This window comes from Yoonia sp. (genome assembly GCF_046292185.1).
In the GTDB taxonomy this organism is placed as follows: domain Bacteria; phylum Pseudomonadota; class Alphaproteobacteria; order Rhodobacterales; family Rhodobacteraceae; genus Yoonia.
The window spans coordinates 1-17,435 of record NZ_JBKBQY010000013.1; the positions used below are offsets into that span (position 1 = coordinate 1).

Genomic DNA, 17,435 nt, shown 5'->3' on the forward strand with positions numbered 1-17,435 from the left:
CTGTCCATCAATCCATCCTGGAACGCTTTGCCGGATTCGTCGCAAAAGACGGGGATAAAATCAAAATCCTCCCCGCGGGGAAGGTTCTGACCCGCATCATCGCCAATGCCTATGACGGGTCGGACACCACGCAAGCGCGTTATTCGCAGGCCTCTTGATCTTGGTCCCTGATGCGCCAGCTTAAGGCGGTGAACAAGGGATCAGGTCATGGACATCATCAACATCATTTTCGTGCTGGCCAGCATCGGGCTGGGTGCCTTTGGCTGGCTGGCACCGCGCTACACGCTGGAAACGCTGGATCTTCAGGCCGGGCCGTCGAACATGGGGCCATCGGAGATCCGCGCCTCTGCCGGGGCCCTGTTCATCGGGATGGGCCTTGGCGCGCTGATCATCGGCAGCCCTGCGGGTTATGCGATGCTGGGCTTTTGCTGGCTGGGGGCATCGGTGGGCCGGGCGACATCTTTGGTGCTGGACGGGCAATCGCGCAAGAAATGGACATTCTTCGGGGTGGAAATTGTTGTGGGTCTGGGGGCGCTGGCGATCAACCTGCCCCTTGCAATGTGACCGCCGACCACCTATTTCAAGCGTGTCCGCAAGGACTATGGATATAAACGCGCTCGTAATACGCGGATCGGACCCGGGGGCGGTACCCGGCGTCTCCACCAAACACTGCTCATTTGGCAGCCATGGGGACGAAACAGGATCGACGAACGTCTAAAGGGGTTTGCTTTATCTCGGTGAGTTACCACCGTTATCGGTACAACAAAGCTAGTTGCAAATGACAACAAAGCACCAATGGCGATGGCTGCGTAAGCAGTCGGAACTATTGAAACCTTAAGCCCTATGGTTTTGCGACCATAGGCGGGGTCCGCAGGTACCTGGCAACAGAAACCTGCACCTTACCTCTTCCCAAATCCGCAGATCGGGCGCTAACCTGATCCATCACATGTCTGATGGAGCGTAAGATGCGTCTTTTATTCACACTATCCGCCGCATTGCTGGCCATTCCTGCCCTCGCGCAGGATGAAGATGATTATCCCAAGCTCGGCCCCGATGCGACGGTGTTCACTGCCGACACCAGCTATCTGCGCAGCGCCCCTGCCCCGGATTACTGGGCCTTTTCGGCATTTGTGAAACCACAGTTCAGCAGCTCTGCCTGTTCCATCGCCACCGTCACGGCAGCGATCAACGGGATCATCGGGCAGCCGGAATGGGCGTCCGAGACGATCATGACTCAGGAAGAACTGCTCGACCTGACGGGCAATGCTGAATGGGCCGCGCTTTCAGCAGAGGGCGGCGATGGCGTCGCCTTCCATCAATTGGTCGATTTCACGGCAGAGGCGCTTCTTGCTGTCGGGCTGTCCAGCCTGATGACCTATTTCAAGCCAACTGGCGCGGATGCGGATAACAAGGCGCGGATGATCGACATGCTGACCAAAAATGAGCTTAGCGCCAATGACGCGATCATGGTCTATTTCAACCAGGGTGTTGTGACCGGTGACTGGGACGGCCCGCATGTCGCGCTGATCGGGGCCTATGATGCCGCGAATGACAAGGTACTGATACTGGAGGTCGATCAGCATGGGTACATCCCCTATTGGGCATCGACCGATGTCCTGCTGCAAGCGATGGTCAAACCGACATCCGCCGAACATGGTGTGCTGGAGGGCGAAACCGGCGGCTTTGTGATGATCGACGCGGCCCGCTAGGTCTTGCCAAGAACCGCCGGGGCAAGGATGCTGGGCCATGCGCTGCCTTGCCCCGATTATCCTTTCCCTCTCACTAACCCCGGCAATGGCCTGCGAAACCGCGCTTTTGCTGGCAATCGACGTCTCAAATTCGGTGGATAGCGGGGAATACCGGCTGCAGGCAGATGGTCTGGCCGATGCCCTGCAGGACCCGCAGGTCGTCGAAACCATGGTGCAGGACCAGATCGCTGTCGCTGTCATGCAATGGTCGGGCGTGGGCGAACAGGAAATCTCGATCCCCTGGACCCGCATCACCCATGCCGGACAAGCCGCCGAGGTATCGGCGCAGGCCCGCAGCATGACGCGTGCCTTCATCCTGTCCGGCACAGCGACGGGTGACGCGATCAGCTTTGCCCTGCCGCTGTTCGATCAGGTCCCTGATTGCAAACGCAGGGTGATTGACATATCCACCGACGGGACCGCCAATGCGGGCGATGATGTGCGCATGATCCGCACGACGGCGCAGCGTGCGGGGGTCACGATCAATGGAATTGGAATTGAATCCATGGGGTTGACCGTCACGAATTATTTACGCACGGCTGTCATCACCCGCGACGGGTTCGTAATGACAGCACGGATGCATCGCGACTATCCCGCAGCGATCAAGGCCAAGATCTTGCGCGAAATTACAAAAATCATCAGCTAGGGCGATTGCAGTGAAAGAATTAGTTACCGTCTTTGGTCGCATCGGCCTGTTGTCCTTTGGCGGACCTGCGGCGCAGATCGCGCTGATGCATCAGGAACTGGTCGACAAACGCCGCTGGCTGAGCGAGGCGGAATATCTGCGCGCCTTGTCCTTCTGCATGTTGTTGCCGGGGCCAGAGGCGATGCAACTGGCGACCTACGCAGGCTGGAAACGCGGCGGCATCATCGGCGGGCTGATCGGTGGCGGCTTGTTCGTGCTGCCCGGCGCGCTGGTGATCACACTGCTGGCGCTGCTTTACGGTGCCTATGGCAACCTGCCGGTGATACAGGCGCTGTTCGTCGGCGTGCAGGCAAGCGTCATCGTCATCGTCATCGCCGCGCTGATCAAGATCGCGAAACGTGCGCTGGTCGGGCGGGCCTATCTGATGATCGCGGTTCTGGCCTTTGTCGCGCTGTTTTTCTTCGCGGTGCCATTTCCGCTGGTCGTGCTGGCGGCGGGGATCGCCGGTGCGCTGATGCCGGGAACCCCGACCGACCCAGCACCCATGCCCGCAGACAGCTGGCGCAAATCGGCCCGCGTGCTGCTGATCGGTGGGGCGTTATGGGCCGCACCCGTCATCATCGTGGTGCTGTCGGGCAGCGCCTTCCTGCGCGACATCGCAACCTTCTTTTCGGTATTGGCCGTCGTAACATTCGGCGGGGCCTATGCGGTCTTGGCCTATATGACGCAAGAGGTCGTGTTTTCCTACGGCTGGTTGACCACGCCACAGATGATGGATGCGCTGGGGCTGGCCGAAACAACGCCCGGTCCGCTGATCCTTGTCACACAATTCGTCGCCATGATCGCAGGCATGGCGCAGGGCGGTATCGCGCTGGCGCTGACGGCGGGGGTGCTGACGCTTTGGGTGACTTTTGTGCCCTGTTTCATCTGGATTTTCGCAGGCGCGCCGCTGATCGACTGGGTCGACGGGCGGCCCCGGCTGCGCGCGGCACTGGCGGGGATCACGGCGGCGGTGGTGGGGGTGATCGCCAATCTGTCGCTGTGGTTCGCGCTGCATGTGATCTTTGCGGATGTGGCGACCGTGCAATCCGGCCCGATCCGCATGGTCTGGCCCGCGTTCAGCAGCCTGCAACCCGTGGCATTGTTCCTTGCCCTTGTCGCCGCCGTGCTGGTCCTGCGGTTGCGCTGGTCCTTGCTGGTGGTGCTGCCGGTCACGGCGGTGCTGGGGCTGATTGTGCAGATGGCCGTCTGACACCCCCTTTTCATGCCGGTGGAATCCCGTATGTTGGGACCCAGAAGAATTGGAGAACCGCCGTGCCCGATACCATTGACTACGGAAATCTGATGCATCGCGCCATGCGGGGGTTGATCCAACAAGTTCTGCAAGGCGTGGCAGTCACCGGCCTGCCGGGCGATCATCATTTCTTTGTCACTTTCGACACGATGCATCCTGACGTCGAAATCGCCGATTGGCTGTCAGACCGTTATCCGGGCGAAATGACCGTGGTAATCCAGCATTGGTTCGCCAATCTGGATGTCACCGATGAAGGGTTCACCATCACATTGAATTTCGGGGATAATCCCGAAACGCTTTATATTCCCTATGACGCGATCAAGACCTTCGTCGATCCATCCGTCGAATTCGGCCTTAAATTCGAAACCCAAGATGATCACCGCGCCGAGATTGCCGAAGCGCCGATGCATGAAATGGCCGAACCCGACGACGCCAAGCCCGGCGCAAGGAAAGAGGCCGAGGTTGTCAGCCTCGACAAATTCCGCAAATAGCACGGCTTGCGCCGCCCGCAGCGGCTGTTAAAACCCTTTGGAACCCGAAAACCGAAGGACCCTGCCATGAATGCGACCCGCACAGAAACCGACAGCTTTGGCCCGTTGGAGGTCCAGGCGGACCGCTATTGGGGCGCACAGACGCAACGGTCGATCCTGAATTTCCCGATTGGCTGGGAAAAGCAGCCTGTCGCCATCGTGCGCGGCCTTGGCGTGATCAAACAGGCCTGCGCGATTGCCAACAAAGACCGGGGCAAGCTGGATGCGAAACTGGCCGATGCGATCATCGCGGCGGCGGCAGAGGTGGTGGCAGGCAAGCTGGACGATCATTTCCCGCTGGTCGTGTGGCAGACAGGGTCCGGCACGCAATCCAACATGAACGCCAATGAGGTGATCAGCAACCGTGCCATCGAAATGCTGGGCGGTGTCATCGGATCGAAAGACCCCATTCACCCCAATGACCATGTGAATATGGGGCAATCGTCCAACGATACCTTCCCCACCGCGATGCATATCGCCATCGCCACCACGGCGCGCGATGTGCTGCTGCCGGGGCTGGAAAAGCTGCATGCGGCCTTGGCCGCCAAGCAGGAAGAATTCAACGACATCATCAAGATCGGCCGCACCCATACGATGGATGCCACCCCGCTGACGCTGGGGCAGGAATTTTCCGGCTACACCCATCAGGTCGCCATGGGCATCCGCCGGATCAAAGCCGCGCTGCCCGCGATCTATGAACTGGCGCAAGGCGGCACCGCTGTCGGCACCGGGTTGAACAGCCCTGTGGGCTGGGGCGAAACCGTCGCGGCGCATATGGCGGATATCACCGGCCTGCCTTTTGTCACCGCGCCCAACAAGTTTGAGGCGCTGGCCGCCCATGACGCGCTGGTCGAAATGTCGGGTGCCTTGAAAACCGTCGCCGCCAGCCTTTACAAGATCGCCTGCGATATCCGCATGCTCGGCTCCGGCCCCCGCTGCGGTCTGGGCGAATTGATGCTGCCGGAAAATGAACCCGGATCATCGATCATGCCCGGCAAGGTCAACCCCACCCAGGTCGAGGCGATCACACAGGTCTGCGCCCATGTCATGGGCAATGATGCCGCTGTGGGTTTTGCCGGGTCGCAGGGGCATTTCGAACTGAACGTGATGAAGCCGATGATGGCCTATAACGTGCTGCAATCCATGCAATTGCTGGGCGATTCTGCCGGTGCCTTTACCGATAATTGCGTCGCGGGCATTCAGGCCGACCGCACACGGATCGAAAAACTGATGCGCGAATCGCTGATGCTGGTCACGGCGCTGGCGCCCACCATCGGCTATGACAACGCCACCACGGTGGCCAAGACCGCCCATAAGAACGGCACGACGCTGAAGGAAGAGGCGATCAACCTTGGCTTTGTGGATGAGGCGACATTCGATAAGGTTGTCCGCCCCGAAGACATGATCGGACCCAAGTGAAACCCGTCAACCTGAACAAGGCGCGCAAGGAACGTGATCGCGCGGCGGACAAGGCCAGAGCGGATGAGAATGCCATCCGCTTTGGCCGGACCAAGGCCGAACGCGTGCTGGATGCCGCCCGCGCGCAGCAGGCCAACAACCGGCTGTCGCAGCAAAAATTCGAGGATGACTAGGTGGATCACCGCCGCCCCGCCAAAAGGTCACTGACGCTGCGGGGGCATCGCACCAGCGTCACGCTGGAAGATATATTCTGGCACAGTTTTTGCCGGATCGCCGAACAGGACGGCAAGACGATCAACGGTCTGGCGGCGGAAATTGATGCAGGACGCGGGGATATCGGCCTTGCCTCTGCGATCCGCATCTATGTGCTGGAACGCTGTCTGTCGCAGTCTCAGCTTTTGGAATAAAGCGCCCCGCGCAGGGATGACAATGTCTCGCGCTCGCGCTTTTCGGTTTCGTTCAGCCGCAAGGGTTCGGCCTGACTTTCGGCGACTTCGCGACTGCGCTTGTTGAACAATTTCGCGACTTCCTGCGCGCTCAGCGGTTTTTGCGGCGCGGGGGCGACACGCGGCGCTGATTTACGAACGAATAAACGCAGCAAGGCTTGCTTGGAAGTTCCCGGCAGCGCGATTGTCATCTGTTCCTCCAGACCGTGGGTGATGGTGCGAAATGTCCCTTGATCATGGCAAGATTGTGGCAATCTTCAATCAGTGAAATGCAGCGGGGAATGAAATATCTGTGATAAGGGCATGTGTGCGACGCTAATGCCCAGTTCTTGCCCGATTGTGGCTACATTTGACGCAGGATTTGCAGTCAATTCCGCGATAAGTTGCCGCGTGGCAGGATCGCCAGCGTGATTCCATCCCGCGCCCGCACTGTCAGATGCGCGGCAGGCACCGGCACCTGACCGGCCACCGGCGCAAACCGGAATTGCCCGACAAGCTGCGCCAGCAGCACAACGCCTTCGATCATCGCAAAACCTGCGCCACTGCACACGCGCGGCCCAGCGGAAAACGGCATATAGCCATCGCGCTGCGCGGGCTTGCTGGCCGGGTCCTGCCAACGGGCGGGATCGAACCCGTCGGGATTGTCCCATATCCGTTCATGCCGGTGCAGATGCCAGGGCGACAGCACGATCTGCGCGCCTTTGGGTACCGCTCGGTCACGAAAACGCGTGGCGCTGGCCGCCTCGCGCACCATCATCGGCACCGGCGGGTAAAGCCGCAGCGCCTCGCGGAAGACATCGCGGGTCGCGGACAGTTTTGACAGATCACTGAAATTGCCGGTGAAATCCGCAGCCTCTGCCGCGACCTTGTCCTGCCAATCGGGGTGGGTGGCGAGCAGATACAGCGCCCATGCCAGCGCAGATGCACTGGTTTCATGCCCCGCCAGAAAGAAGATCGCGACCTGATCGACCATGTCACCCTTGCCGAAGGTCTTTCCGGTCTGCGGGTCCTTCGTCGTCATGATCTTGGTCGCCAGATCATCGGGTGCTGTCCCTGCCGCGATCTGGTCCAGCCTCGCTTGCGTCAGATCGGCGATCAGGCGGCGGATCGCACGCGCCTGCCCCCGCACGCCGCGGCGGAAAAACCGGGGCATCCAGCGCGGGCCGGGCAGAAACGCGGCACGGTTCAGGATCGGTTGCGCCCGCTGATAGGCCTGAAACCGGTGATAGACCTGTTGTGCGGTGGCATCCTCGATCGGGATCGAAAACAGGGTGCGGAAAATCACATCGGCGGCGATATGGCTGGCCTCGGCATCGATGACGCGCGGCATGCCATCGGCCTGCGCGTGCAGCCGGGCGCAACCCGCCTGCCCTGCCGCGACGATGCCGGGGAAAGTATCGCGCAGTCGCCCACCCTCGAACGCGGGGTCGATGATGCGGCGCTGCGCCTTCCATTGCGCGCCATTGGTCAGAAACACGCTGTCGCCCAGCAATGGCCGGAGACCCGCACCGATCCGGTCGGATTTGGGATAGGCATCAGGATTGTCCTTCAGCACCTCGCGCAGCAATTTGGGATCATTGATCATGAACGACCGGAAAAACGGCGTGCGGAATTCGGCCATCCAGGCGCGATACAACCGTGCCGGTTGCGCCGACAGAATATCCTGCCGGAACAGCCGCATATACCGCCAAAGCGACACCCTGTCCGCGCGCCGCACGGGTTTGGGCGGCAGATCATTCATGGCGCGAGCGAGGTGTATTTCGACATTGGCACGTCAATGCGCGATTTTGAAGGCGCGCGCCCACGGAACCTGTCCGCCAGCGTCAAAGGGCCTGCCGTGATCTGAAAATAATCGTAATCCTTGGGATGATCAAAGGCGCAGAGATACTGAAAATGCAGCCGGAAAAACCGCCAGCGCAGCTTTTTCCAGCGTGCTGCCGACAGGGTCTGGGTAAAAGCCGCCGAAATCACCAGCGGCCAGTGTTTGCCCGGCGGCGTGACACCGGTGACCGCGACCGGATCGCAGAGCGCAAAACAGCAGCCGTCACCCGGCGCGGTGACATCAACCCAGGTCAGATCCTCGCGCGTGGCAAGAAAGGCCAGATCGGCGCGCAATTGTTTTGCCTCGGGCAGGAACGACACCATCGGCACCACCTGCCCCAGCGACATGAACGCCAGTGCCGGCCCCTCCGCAGGCACCCGCCCGTCACGGATCAGATCGGCGATCACATGCACCGCCAGATGCGCGCCCGATGAATGGCCGACGATCAGCACCTCTTCGCATTCATCCTCCAACGCCTCGCTGATCTGATCGGCAAAGCCTGCCAGCCGCGCCGACAGTTCCGGCGGGGTCGCGCCCCGGTATTGCGCGCTGAAGGCGTAATCATGCATCAGGTAATGCGCGAAAATCCTGTTGTCGTGTTTCTTGAACCAGCGCAGCAGAAACACGCTGACCGCGCCCAGAATGCCCAGTTTCACCGCCCAGGCCAGCCAACCGATGATCGCGGCAAACAGGCCACCGCCCAGCCCGACGCCGCTGACAGCGCCGTTCAGCGCCGCCTCGGCCAGCCGGCCCAGACCCCAACCCAGTTGCAGCGCGATCAGCAATTGCAGCAACAGCACACCGACGGGGTAAAGGGCGGCGATCACCGGGCCCTTGCGCATCCACATCAGGCGACGCAAAGTGCCGGTGCTGATATAGATCCATGCGGTCTGGATCAGCTGGCGATATGTGGCCGGAATGGAATGCGCCATGCTGTCGCGCACGATGTCGGACCAGACCAGCACGTCGATCCGCGCATCCACACTCTGCCCGTCGATCTGCGCCTGCGCCCACCAATGAAAGCTTTCGTCGCGCGATCCGGCCTGCACGGCGATCTGATAGCCGCTGGTCTTTGACTGTGCCGCGCCTTCGCTGCGGTACAATTCGCGGTAACGCCGTGGATGGATCGGGTCATAACCGGGAATATGGAAAACCCGACGGCGGGTGACGGTCACTTTGTCTTTGGTCATCGCCACCTGTTCCCGATTACTCTTGCCAATCTAACCCACGCTGGCAAGGAATGGAAAGCGTTCCAGCAACCAATAACTGAATGCCGCGAATTGTCCGGTGATCATCATCAAGCCGACCGTCCAAAGGAGCAGGCCCGACGTCGCCTCGATCTGGCGCATATGTCGTTTCATCCAGCCCATGACGCCCTTGAGCCTTGGGAAGAACGCGGCGACCAGCAGAAACGGGATGCCCAGCCCGATGGCATAGACGCCCAGCAGCACTGTGCCACGGCTGACATCGCCCTCCGACGCGGCAAGACCGAGGATCGCGCCCAAGACCGGCCCCAGACAAGGTGTCCAGCCAAAGGCAAAGGCAAGACCCAGCAGATAGGCACCAAAGGCCGAACCGCCCTTGTCGCCCGCGTCCAGCCGCGCCTCGCGGTCCAGAAACCCAAGCCGGAACACACCCACGAAATGCGCGCCAAGGATCATCACCACCAGCCCCGCGACGATGACGAAATATTCCTGCACACCCAGCAGCATCCGCCCCATGGTCGAAAACGCGATGCCAAGCAGCAGGAACACCGTCGACAGCCCCAGCACAAAGAACAGGGCAGCGACAAAGACCCGCCGTCTGGCATGGCGGGTGGTTTCCATCTCGCTGACAGATACCCCGCCCATATAGGCAAGATAGGGCGGCACCACCGGCAGCACGCAGGGGCTGAGAAACGACAGCACCCCGGCCACCAGGGCGACCAGCATCGCCGGGATCAGACCGGCATCGAAAATCAGACTTGTTTCCAACATTATCCGCGTTCCTATCGCGTTGCTGCGCCATCGTCACGGGGGGCTGCGTCACAACTTGGTGGACAAAGTGAAACATGCGCCCTAGGTCACAGGCATGACCCATGACGCCGATCTTGATGCCCGCGGATTGCTGTGCCCCTTGCCGGTGCTGAAGGCGCGCAAGCGGCTGTCAGCCTTGCTGTCCGGGCAGGTGCTGCGCATGATCGCGGATGACCCGGCTGCCATTGTCGATGTGCCGCATTTCTGCGCCGAAGCGGGGCATGATATGCTGGCGTGTCATGACGGCGACGGTGGGCAGGTCTATCTGATCCGCAAGGGCTGATCGCAGGGGTGGTCAGGGCTGTGCCCCTCGCCCCGGATTTCATCCAGGTCTCACCCCCGAGTATTTTTGGAAAAAAGAAGACATGCGCGCCGCAGCGTCAACGTAAAACGCCGCCCCGGTGATGGGGCGGCGTTTTTCTGTCAGCGTCAGCCGCCGAGCGTCCACCAGCCCCTGCGGCGCGGTTTTTCCTCGGCTGCAGGTTCTTCTGCGGGCGCTTCGGCTGCAGGCGCCGGTTCAGGTTCTGCCGGTGTCGGTTTCGCGTCTGGTTCAGGCGCAGGTTCCGGTTCTGGCGCGGGTTCTGCGGGAACCGGTGCCGGTTCAGCCGTTGCCGTTTCTGTCGCGGCGGTGCTGTCTTCTGCGGCCACTTTCGGTTTCGGCTTGGCGCGGCTGCGTGGTTTGGGCTTTGCAGCCTCTGCCGGTGGGGTTTCGCCTGCGGCCTCGGCTGCTTGCGCGGCTTCGGCGGCTTTCTGGGCCGCTGTCTTGCGCGGTGCGCGTTTGCGGGGGGCCGGTTTTGCGGGCTCTTCCGCGACGGGTTCCGGTGCAGGCTCGGGCGCAGCAGGTTCCGGCGTGGGCTCTGGCGTGGCAGGTGCCTGCTCTGCTGTCACCTCTGCCTCTGGCTTGGGTGTTTTGCGGGTATAGGTGCGGCTGCGTTTCGGCTTTTCTGCGGCGGGTTCTGCCGGGTCTGCGGCAGGCACTGCTGTGACCTGGTCACCATTGTCGTCCTGATCCTCGGACTGGCCGTTCTCCTCACCCTGACGCGCAGAACCGGGCTTGCGCCGACGCCGACGGCTGCGCTTGCGCTTGGGCCGTGTTTCGCCATTGCCATTGCTCTCGGGCGCATCCGCGACCCGAGCCGGTGCCGCCTCTTCTTCCTCATCCGGGGTTTCGACGATCAGATCGTCCTCTTCGTCATCCATGATCACGGTGCTGACGACGGGGGCCGCTTCCGGCACGACGCGAGTGGCGGTCTTGAACTTTTCGATCACGAAATCGGGCGAGATCAGCGTCGGATCGCATTCGATCCGCACCGACATGCCATAGCGTGCCTCGACCGCGGCGATATTGTCGCGCTTGCCGTTCATCAGGAAATTGGCGATGGCGATAGGGGCGCGCACCAGCACCTCTTTGGATCGGGCGCGCACGCCTTCTTCTTCCAACTGGCGCAGGATCGACAAGGCCACGTTGTCGTCAGACCGCAACAGGCCCGTTCCATGACAATGCGGGCACATCTGCGTCGTGGCTTCCAACATGCCGGGGCGCAGACGCTGACGCGACATTTCCATCAGGCCGAAACCGGAAATCCGGCCCACCTGAATCCGCGCGCGGTCGGTTTTCAGCTTGTCCTTGAAGCGTTTTTCGACCGAGGCATTGTTCTTGCGCTCGTCCATGTCGATGAAATCGATCACGATCAGACCGGCCAGATCGCGCAGGCGCAACTGGCGCGCGACTTCATCAGCCGCTTCAAGGTTGGTTTTCAGCGCGGTCTGTTCAATCGACCCTTCCTTGGTCGCGCGGCCAGAGTTGACGTCGATGGCGACCAGCGCCTCTGTGATGCCGATCACGATGTAACCACCGGACGGCAGTTGGACGGTCGGGTTGAACATCCCCGCCAGATAGCTTTCGACCTGATAGCGCGCATAGATCGGCATCGGTTCGGCGTAGAATTTCACGTTCTTGGCATGCGACGGCATGATCATCCGCATGAAATCCTTGGCAGAGCGATAGCCCGCCTCGCCCGCGACGATGACCTCGTCGATATCCTTGGAATACAGATCACGGATTGACCGTTTGATCAGATCGCCTTCTTCATAGATTTTCGCAGGTGCGATGGATTTCAGCGTCAGTTCGCGGATCTGTTCCCACATCCGTTGCAGATATTCGTAATCGCGCTTGATTTCCGCCTTGGTGCGCTGCGACCCGGCGGTGCGGATGATCAGGCCCGCGCCATCGGGCACCGTCATTTCGCCAGCGATTTCCTTGAGCTTCTTGCGGTCCACGGCATTGGTGATCTTGCGCGAAATGCCGCCGCCACGCGCGGTATTGGGCATCAGCACGCAATACCGACCGGCCAGCGACAGATAGGTGGTCAGCGCCGCGCCCTTGTTGCCGCGTTCTTCTTTCACGACCTGGATCAGCAGGATCTGGCGGACCTTGATCACCTCTTGAATCTTATAGCGGCGCGGGCGCGGTTTGCGCACCGGACGCACATCTTCGATGTCATCGGCTTCGGCGACGCTTTCGATGTCGTTGTCGCGCGGCTCATCCTCGATCTCTTCATCGGCGGCGGGGGTGTCGACGGGGGTTTCGTCAACCAGCTCCATCGGCGAGCTGCCTTCAAGATCATCGTCCAGTCCGATGGTTTCCAGCCCGGTAGGGCCATCATCCGAGGTCGTGATCAGATCAGCGCCATCCACCACAGCGGCGCGCGGCTTGCTGCGGGTCCGGGTGCGTTTTGGCTTGGGGGCGTCTTCGGCCTCTTCCTCGACCCGCAGGCTTTCGGCATAGGCGCGCTCTTCGGCCATCAACGCCTCGCGGTCGGCGACGGGGATCTGGTAGTAATCGGGGTGGATTTCCGCAAAGGCCAGGAAACCATGGCGGTTTCCGCCATAATCCACAAAGGCCGCCTGCAGCGAGGGTTCGACCCGTGTTACCTTGGCAAGGTAGATGTTTCCCGCCAACTGGCGTTTGAACTGGCTTTCAAAATCAAATTCTTCGACTTTGTTTCCGTCTACCACCACCACGCGGGTTTCTTCCGCATGTGTGGCGTCTATCAGCATTTTCTTTGGCATTTTGTCCATTCGCATATGGCGCGTCCGGCCCCCCGGGGGGTGCAGCAATCCGCGCGATATGTCTGATTGAGGCGGGCAATGCGCGGGCAGAGAAAACGCCCCTCGGGGCGGTCAATGTCTTGCCTGTATGTTGCGCGCGTTGCATCGCGTTTCTTCTCCGACCCCGGATCAGGTCCGGGGCCCGTTCAAGGCCCGGTCTGCGTCATGAGGGCGCGCGACCAAGGGCGTTTTTCTGACCCCGAAAGGTCAAATCAGCTGCCGCAATATCCGTCAAAGATCGTTGAAGGCAGAGAATTCCTATCGGATATCACCGTGCAACCAACGCACGAGCATCCGTTTTTCAACCATAAAGGACATTTGGCCCCCTGCACAAGTGGGTCTGTGCAAAGGGCCGGTCGATCAGATGTAATCGGACCGTTGCAGCGAATATTTCGCCATTTTTTCGTTCAATGTGCGGCGCGGCAGGCAAAGTTCATCCATCACCGCAACGATCGATCCGCGATGCCGGCGCATCGTGTTGTCGATCAGCATCCGCTCAAACGCTTCGACGAATTCCTTGAGCGGCTTGCCCTCGGTCGTCATGGCCGATTGGGTATCTTCGGTTTCGTTCATCAGCAGCGACGCGATCGACCCGCTGCCGCGCCGATTTTGCAGCACCGCGCGTTCGGCCACGTTGATCAACTGGCGTACATTGCCGGGCCACGGGGCCTGCAACAATTGCGCGGCTTCCTGCGCGCTGACCTGTGGGGCTTCGCAGCCGTATTCATCGGCGAATTGTTCGCTCAGCCGGGTGAACAGCGTCAGGATATCCTCGCCACGCTGGCGCAGCGGCGGCACGGTGATCCGCAAGGCGGCAAGGCGATAGAACAGATCCGGGCGCAGCACGCTTTCGCAGGTCTTGTCCTGTTCCTGCAGATTGCAGATCGCCACGATCCGGGTTTCCGCCGGCGTGCCCTGTTCGTTGATCGCGGTCAGCAGCCGGGCCTGCAGGGCATGGCTCAGCGCTTCGATATCTTCCAGCACCAGCGTGCCGCCGCGCGCTTCTTCTATCGCGGGGATCGGCTCGTCGGCATGGGTCGGGCCAAAGATCATCCTGGCCAGCGTGTCCTCGTCATAGGCCGAACAACTGATCAAAACGAATTTGCGGTTGGCCCGCGCGCCCACGGCATGCAGCGCATGGGCGACCAATGTCTTGCCAGTGCCGGTCTCGCCTTCGATCAACACGTGACCATCGGCCTGCCCCAGATCGAGGATATCTTCCTTCAGCCGTTCCATCGACGGAGACTGGCCGATCAGTTTCTTCATCAAGGATGATCCGTCCGACAATTCCCGGCGCAAGGCGCGGTTGTCCAGCGTCAGGCGGCGGGCGCTGGTGGCTTTCTTGGCCAGTTCGGTCATCCGGTCGGGGTTGAACGGCTTTTCCAGAAAATCAAACGCGCCGATCCGCATCGCCTCGACCGCCATGGGGACATCGCCGTGGCCGGTGATCATGATCACCGGCAAGGTGCTGTCCACGCCTTTGAGTTTTTTCAGAAACTGCATCCCGTCCATGCCGGGCATCTTGATATCGCTGACGACGATGCCGGGGTAATCGCTGCCCAGCCCTTTCAGCGCATCTTCGGCGCTGGCAAAAGTTTCGGTGTCGAACCCCGACAGGGCCAGCCATTGGCTGATCGACTGGCGCATGTCCTTTTCATCATCGACAATCGCGATCTTCATGACTTTGCTCATGCTCTCGTTCCTATTCTGCCGCTGCCCGGCTTTGTTTCAGCGCGGGCAACTGGACTTCAAATATCGCCCCGCCGTTCGCAGCATTGCGCGCGGTCAGGCGTCCACCCAAGTCGTTGACGATGCCAGAGGAGATGGCAAGCCCCAGCCCCACCCCATCACCAGGTTGTTTGGTCGTGTAAAATGGCGTGAACAGTTCATCAAGATCCTCGATCCCTTCGCCATTGTCGTGAATCTGCAGGCTGACCAGATCGCCCGCCGCCAGCAGGATTTCGATGGTCGGATCGGGGGATGTCTTGGTCGCGTCCAGCGCATTGCGCAACAGGTTGATGATGACCTGTTCCAGCCGCAGCCTGTCGCCCAGGATCATCACCGGTTCATTGGGGAAGGTGCGGATGATATTCACCGCCCGTGTCTTGAGCTGCGGTTCCATCATCGCCAGTGCCGATGATACCGCAGCGCGTGTGTCCACAGGTTCAAACGCATCCGATCCCTTGCGGGCATAGGATTTCAACTGCCGCGTGATCGCGCCCATCCGTTCCAGCAGATCATCGATGCGCTGGAACGATGACAGTGCCTCTTCCGGCCTTTGGCGTTGCAGCAGCAGACGCGCACCAGCCAGATAGGTTTTCATTGCCGCCAGCGGCTGATTCAATTCGTGACTGACCGCCGCCGACATTTCGCCAAGGGCGGCCAATTTCGACGATTGCGCGATGGTCTGTTCGGCGACCTGCAGGGTTTTTTCAACCTTCTCTCTTTCGGCGATTTCCCGCTGCAAACGGCGGTTCAATGCGCGCAGTTCCGCTGCATCGCGCTGAAAGGTGACCAGACGTGATGCGGTCTTGCGCGACAGAAACCAGAAACCGACCGCCAGAATGATCGCAAAGCCCATCACCTGCAGCGCCAGAATGCCGTTCACCTTTTCGCGCACCGAATCATAGGTGGTGAAATTGACGATCCGCCAGCCCTGATGCGGCACGCGGGCCTCGCGGCGCAGCACCGCCTCGCCGCGCAGATAGGCCTCTGCCGGGCTGGACGCCCAGGCCTGCGTCGCGCGGAACGCCCGTTCGATCGCGGTCGATGCCGGTTGCCGCGCCAGTGCCGCCTGTTCCGACAATCCCCGCCACAAAGGTTCGGTGGCCATGATGATCGTGCCTTCGGCATCGGTGACAAGCACGGCATCCGTCACCCCGGCCCAGCCACGTTCCAGCCGGCCGACATCGACCTCGACCATGATCACGCCCAGCGGTTCGCCATTGGTTTCGATCTTGCGCGAATAGATGAAGGAATAGCCGCCATCATCGCGCCGATAGGTGGAATAGACCGTCCTGCTGCCGGCAAGGGCGTTGTAAAAGAAAGGCTTATCCTGGTGATCCGCGCCCAGCCCGGCGCGGTCGGTCGCCGCCACGACGCGCCCGTTGCTGTCCAGCATGGTCAGGGAGGCGGCATTGATTTCCTCGACAAAGGTCATCAGCCGCGCGGTGGACAGCGAATAATCCCGACTGTTCAGCGCCGAAATCAGTTCAGGATCGCGCGCCAGCAATTGCGGCACGACGGAACTGCGCTGCAGCTCGCTCATCAGATTGGCGCTGTAAAGCGCCAGCCGCAATTCGGCGCGGCTGCTGATGGTTTCGGTATAGCGCTGGGTCAGCAGTTGATTGGTGACATAGATCGCCCCGACCGCGAGCAGCGTGAACACGGCAAGCGCAGCCCGCAGATACCAATGGCCTGCTCTGCGTCTGACCCCTTGTGGCACGCTATCTACCATTGTCAGAGTTTAGAACCAGCGCGCCCGCACGGCAACAGACAAGCATCAGACCGCCGCAACCTGCCCCAGCAATTCGCGGAAAAGCGCTTGCCCGTCGGTGCCGCCATGACCCTGATCGACGGCGCGTTCGGGATGCGGCATCATACCCAGCACCCGCCGGTTCGCCGACAACACCCCGGCGATATCCGCAACAGACCCGTTCAGCGGGCTGGCGTAACGGAACGCGATCCGGTCCTCGTCCTGCATCTGCGTCAGCACCTCTGGCGCTACGGTGTAATTGCCATCGTGATGGGCCACCGGGAAACGCACCGCCTGCCCCGCCTGATAGCCTGCCGTAAACGCGCTGTCGCTGGTCTCGACCTGCAGATCGACGGTCTTGCAGATGAATTTCAGCCCGGAATTGCGCATCAGCGCGCCGGGCAGCAGGCCGGTTTCGGTCAGCACCTGAAACCCGTTGCACACCCCCAGCACGTAACCGCCACGGTCGGCATGGGCGACAATCGCACGGCAGATCGGTGATTGCGCGGCAATTGCACCACAGCGCAGATAATCGCCAAAGGAAAACCCACCCGGAACGGCGATCAGATCAACGGCCCCCGGCAGGCTGGCATCCTTGTGCCAGACCATGGTCACATCGGCACCGGCGGCGCGCAGCGCGACAGCCATGTCGCGGTCACAATTCGATCCGGGGAAAACGACGACAGCGGCGCGCATCCTAAAGCACCTCGATCCGGTAGCTTTCGATCACAGTATTGGCTAGCAGCTTGTCACACATCTTGGCGATCTCTTCTTCGGAAGTGCCATCCGCCAGATCGAGTTCGATCACCTTACCCTGCCGGACACCCTGCACCCCGTCAAAGCCGAGGTTGCCGAGCGCGTGGCGTACCGCCTCGCCCTGCGGGTCCAGCACGCCGGTTTTCAACATCACATAGACATGCGCTTTCATG

18 protein-coding genes and 1 other RNA gene are annotated in these 17,435 nt (G+C 61.0%); 10 read left to right on the plus strand and 9 right to left on the minus strand.

Features of this window, described 5'->3' with window-relative positions; translation table 11 throughout:
• Positions 1-207 precede the first annotated feature (207 nt).
• The 9 genes from ACK4TM_RS04060 (at position 208) to ACK4TM_RS04100 (ending at position 6,044) form a co-directional block, all read left to right on the plus strand.
• Positions 208-564: a DUF4345 family protein gene (locus tag ACK4TM_RS04060; protein ID WP_409697126.1), complete on the plus strand. Its 357-nt coding sequence runs from the start codon at positions 208-210 to the stop codon at positions 562-564.
• Positions 550-899, plus strand: a transfer-messenger RNA (tmRNA) gene (gene ssrA, locus ACK4TM_RS04065). The genes ACK4TM_RS04060 and ssrA overlap by 15 nt, the downstream gene beginning before the upstream one ends.
• 66 nt (positions 900-965) lie before the next feature.
• Entirely contained in the window at positions 966-1,709 is a 744-nt protein-coding gene (locus tag ACK4TM_RS04070) for a phytochelatin synthase family protein (protein ID WP_409697129.1), read from the plus strand.
• A 37-nt stretch (positions 1,710-1,746) separates the two neighbouring features.
• Positions 1,747-2,394, plus strand: a complete 648-nt coding sequence (locus ACK4TM_RS04075) for a DUF1194 domain-containing protein (protein ID WP_409697133.1) — start codon at positions 1,747-1,749, stop codon at positions 2,392-2,394.
• A gap of 10 nt (positions 2,395-2,404) precedes the next feature.
• The gene (gene chrA, locus ACK4TM_RS04080; protein WP_409697136.1) at positions 2,405-3,646 is read left to right on the plus strand and encodes a chromate efflux transporter; all 1,242 of its coding nucleotides are present in this window, start codon (positions 2,405-2,407) and stop codon (positions 3,644-3,646) included.
• A 62-nt stretch (positions 3,647-3,708) separates the two neighbouring features.
• A complete protein-coding gene (locus ACK4TM_RS04085; RefSeq protein WP_409697139.1) occupies positions 3,709-4,179 on the plus strand; it encodes an SspB family protein in 471 nt (156 codons plus the stop codon).
• A 66-nt stretch (positions 4,180-4,245) separates the two neighbouring features.
• Positions 4,246-5,637 carry a class II fumarate hydratase gene (gene fumC, locus ACK4TM_RS04090; RefSeq protein WP_409697142.1) on the plus strand — a complete coding sequence of 464 codons (1,392 nt, stop codon included), beginning with the start codon at positions 4,246-4,248 and terminating at the stop codon, positions 5,635-5,637.
• Positions 5,634-5,810 carry a DUF4169 family protein gene (locus ACK4TM_RS04095; protein ID WP_409697145.1) on the plus strand — a complete coding sequence of 59 codons (177 nt, stop codon included), beginning with the start codon at positions 5,634-5,636 and terminating at the stop codon, positions 5,808-5,810. Before fumC ends, ACK4TM_RS04095 begins: the two co-directional genes overlap by 4 nt.
• Positions 5,811-6,044, plus strand: a complete 234-nt coding sequence (locus tag ACK4TM_RS04100; RefSeq protein WP_409697148.1) for a ribbon-helix-helix domain-containing protein — start codon at positions 5,811-5,813, stop codon at positions 6,042-6,044. It abuts the gene before it with no gap.
• Here the strand turns inward: ACK4TM_RS04100 and ACK4TM_RS04105 are convergent.
• From ACK4TM_RS04105 to ACK4TM_RS04120, 4 genes are all read right to left on the minus strand, one after another.
• A complete protein-coding gene (locus tag ACK4TM_RS04105) occupies positions 6,029-6,274 on the minus strand; it encodes a hypothetical protein (RefSeq protein ID WP_409697151.1) in 246 nt (81 codons plus the stop codon). The two genes, ACK4TM_RS04100 and ACK4TM_RS04105, sit on opposite strands and share 16 nt — an antisense overlap.
• Before the next feature lie 176 nt (positions 6,275-6,450).
• Entirely contained in the window at positions 6,451-7,824 is a 1,374-nt protein-coding gene (locus ACK4TM_RS04110; RefSeq protein ID WP_409697154.1) for a cytochrome P450, read from the minus strand.
• Positions 7,821-9,095 (minus strand): hypothetical protein, encoded by a 1,275-nt coding sequence (locus ACK4TM_RS04115; protein ID WP_409697157.1) that lies wholly within the window; start codon positions 9,093-9,095, stop codon positions 7,821-7,823. The genes ACK4TM_RS04110 and ACK4TM_RS04115 overlap by 4 nt, the downstream gene beginning before the upstream one ends.
• A gap of 30 nt (positions 9,096-9,125) precedes the next feature.
• Entirely contained in the window at positions 9,126-9,881 is a 756-nt protein-coding gene (locus ACK4TM_RS04120) for a cytochrome c biogenesis CcdA family protein (protein ID WP_409697160.1), read from the minus strand.
• Positions 9,882-9,975: 94 nt separating this feature from the next.
• Between ACK4TM_RS04120 and ACK4TM_RS04125 the strand changes: the two genes are divergently transcribed.
• Entirely contained in the window at positions 9,976-10,203 is a 228-nt protein-coding gene (locus ACK4TM_RS04125) for a sulfurtransferase TusA family protein (protein WP_409697163.1), read from the plus strand.
• 146 nt (positions 10,204-10,349) lie between these two features.
• Here ACK4TM_RS04125 and ACK4TM_RS04130 read toward each other — a convergent pair whose 3' ends face one another.
• The 5 genes from ACK4TM_RS04130 to purS form a co-directional block, all read right to left on the minus strand.
• Positions 10,350-12,992, minus strand: coding sequence for a ribonuclease E/G (locus tag ACK4TM_RS04130; protein ID WP_409697166.1), 2,643 nt, complete (start codon positions 12,990-12,992; stop codon positions 10,350-10,352).
• 399 nt (positions 12,993-13,391) lie between these two features.
• Positions 13,392-14,723: a sigma-54-dependent transcriptional regulator gene (locus tag ACK4TM_RS04135; protein WP_409697169.1), complete on the minus strand. Its 1,332-nt coding sequence runs from the start codon at positions 14,721-14,723 to the stop codon at positions 13,392-13,394.
• Positions 14,724-14,733: 10 nt separating this feature from the next.
• A complete protein-coding gene (locus ACK4TM_RS04140) occupies positions 14,734-16,488 on the minus strand; it encodes an ATP-binding protein (protein ID WP_409697172.1) in 1,755 nt (584 codons plus the stop codon).
• 45 nt (positions 16,489-16,533) lie between these two features.
• Complete coding sequence (gene purQ, locus ACK4TM_RS04145) at positions 16,534-17,202, minus strand: phosphoribosylformylglycinamidine synthase subunit PurQ (RefSeq protein WP_409697175.1); 669 nt, start codon at positions 17,200-17,202, stop codon at positions 16,534-16,536.
• Between the two features lies 1 nt (position 17,203).
• Entirely contained in the window at positions 17,204-17,434 is a 231-nt protein-coding gene (gene purS / locus ACK4TM_RS04150; RefSeq protein WP_409697178.1) for a phosphoribosylformylglycinamidine synthase subunit PurS, read from the minus strand.
• Between the last annotated feature and the right edge of the window lies 1 nt (position 17,435).

Excerpts from the sequence above, each read along its gene's own strand:
- ACK4TM_RS04060 (WP_409697126.1), top strand. The coding sequence starts at position 208 with ATGGACATCATCAACATCATTTTCGTGCTGGCCAGCATCGGGCTGGGT.
- ACK4TM_RS04070 (WP_409697129.1), top strand. The coding sequence starts at position 966 with ATGCGTCTTTTATTCACACTATCCGCCGCATTGCTGGCCATTCCTGCC.
- ACK4TM_RS04075 (WP_409697133.1), top strand. The coding sequence starts at position 1,747 with ATGCGCTGCCTTGCCCCGATTATCCTTTCCCTCTCACTAACCCCGGCA.
- fumC (WP_409697142.1), top strand. The coding sequence starts at position 4,246 with ATGAATGCGACCCGCACAGAAACCGACAGCTTTGGCCCGTTGGAGGTC.
- ACK4TM_RS04105 (WP_409697151.1), bottom strand. The coding sequence starts at position 6,274 with ATGACAATCGCGCTGCCGGGAACTTCCAAGCAAGCCTTGCTGCGTTTA.
- ACK4TM_RS04110 (WP_409697154.1), bottom strand. The coding sequence starts at position 7,824 with ATGAATGATCTGCCGCCCAAACCCGTGCGGCGCGCGGACAGGGTGTCG.
- ACK4TM_RS04115 (WP_409697157.1), bottom strand. The coding sequence starts at position 9,095 with ATGACCAAAGACAAAGTGACCGTCACCCGCCGTCGGGTTTTCCATATT.
- ACK4TM_RS04120 (WP_409697160.1), bottom strand. The coding sequence starts at position 9,881 with ATGTTGGAAACAAGTCTGATTTTCGATGCCGGTCTGATCCCGGCGATG.
- ACK4TM_RS04125 (WP_409697163.1), top strand. The coding sequence starts at position 9,976 with ATGACCCATGACGCCGATCTTGATGCCCGCGGATTGCTGTGCCCCTTG.
- ACK4TM_RS04130 (WP_409697166.1), bottom strand. The coding sequence starts at position 12,992 with ATGCCAAAGAAAATGCTGATAGACGCCACACATGCGGAAGAAACCCGC.
- ACK4TM_RS04135 (WP_409697169.1), bottom strand. The coding sequence starts at position 14,723 with ATGAGCAAAGTCATGAAGATCGCGATTGTCGATGATGAAAAGGACATG.
- ACK4TM_RS04140 (WP_409697172.1), bottom strand. The coding sequence starts at position 16,488 with ATGGTAGATAGCGTGCCACAAGGGGTCAGACGCAGAGCAGGCCATTGG.
- purQ (WP_409697175.1), bottom strand. The coding sequence starts at position 17,202 with ATGCGCGCCGCTGTCGTCGTTTTCCCCGGATCGAATTGTGACCGCGAC.
- purS (WP_409697178.1), bottom strand. The coding sequence starts at position 17,434 with ATGAAAGCGCATGTCTATGTGATGTTGAAAACCGGCGTGCTGGACCCG.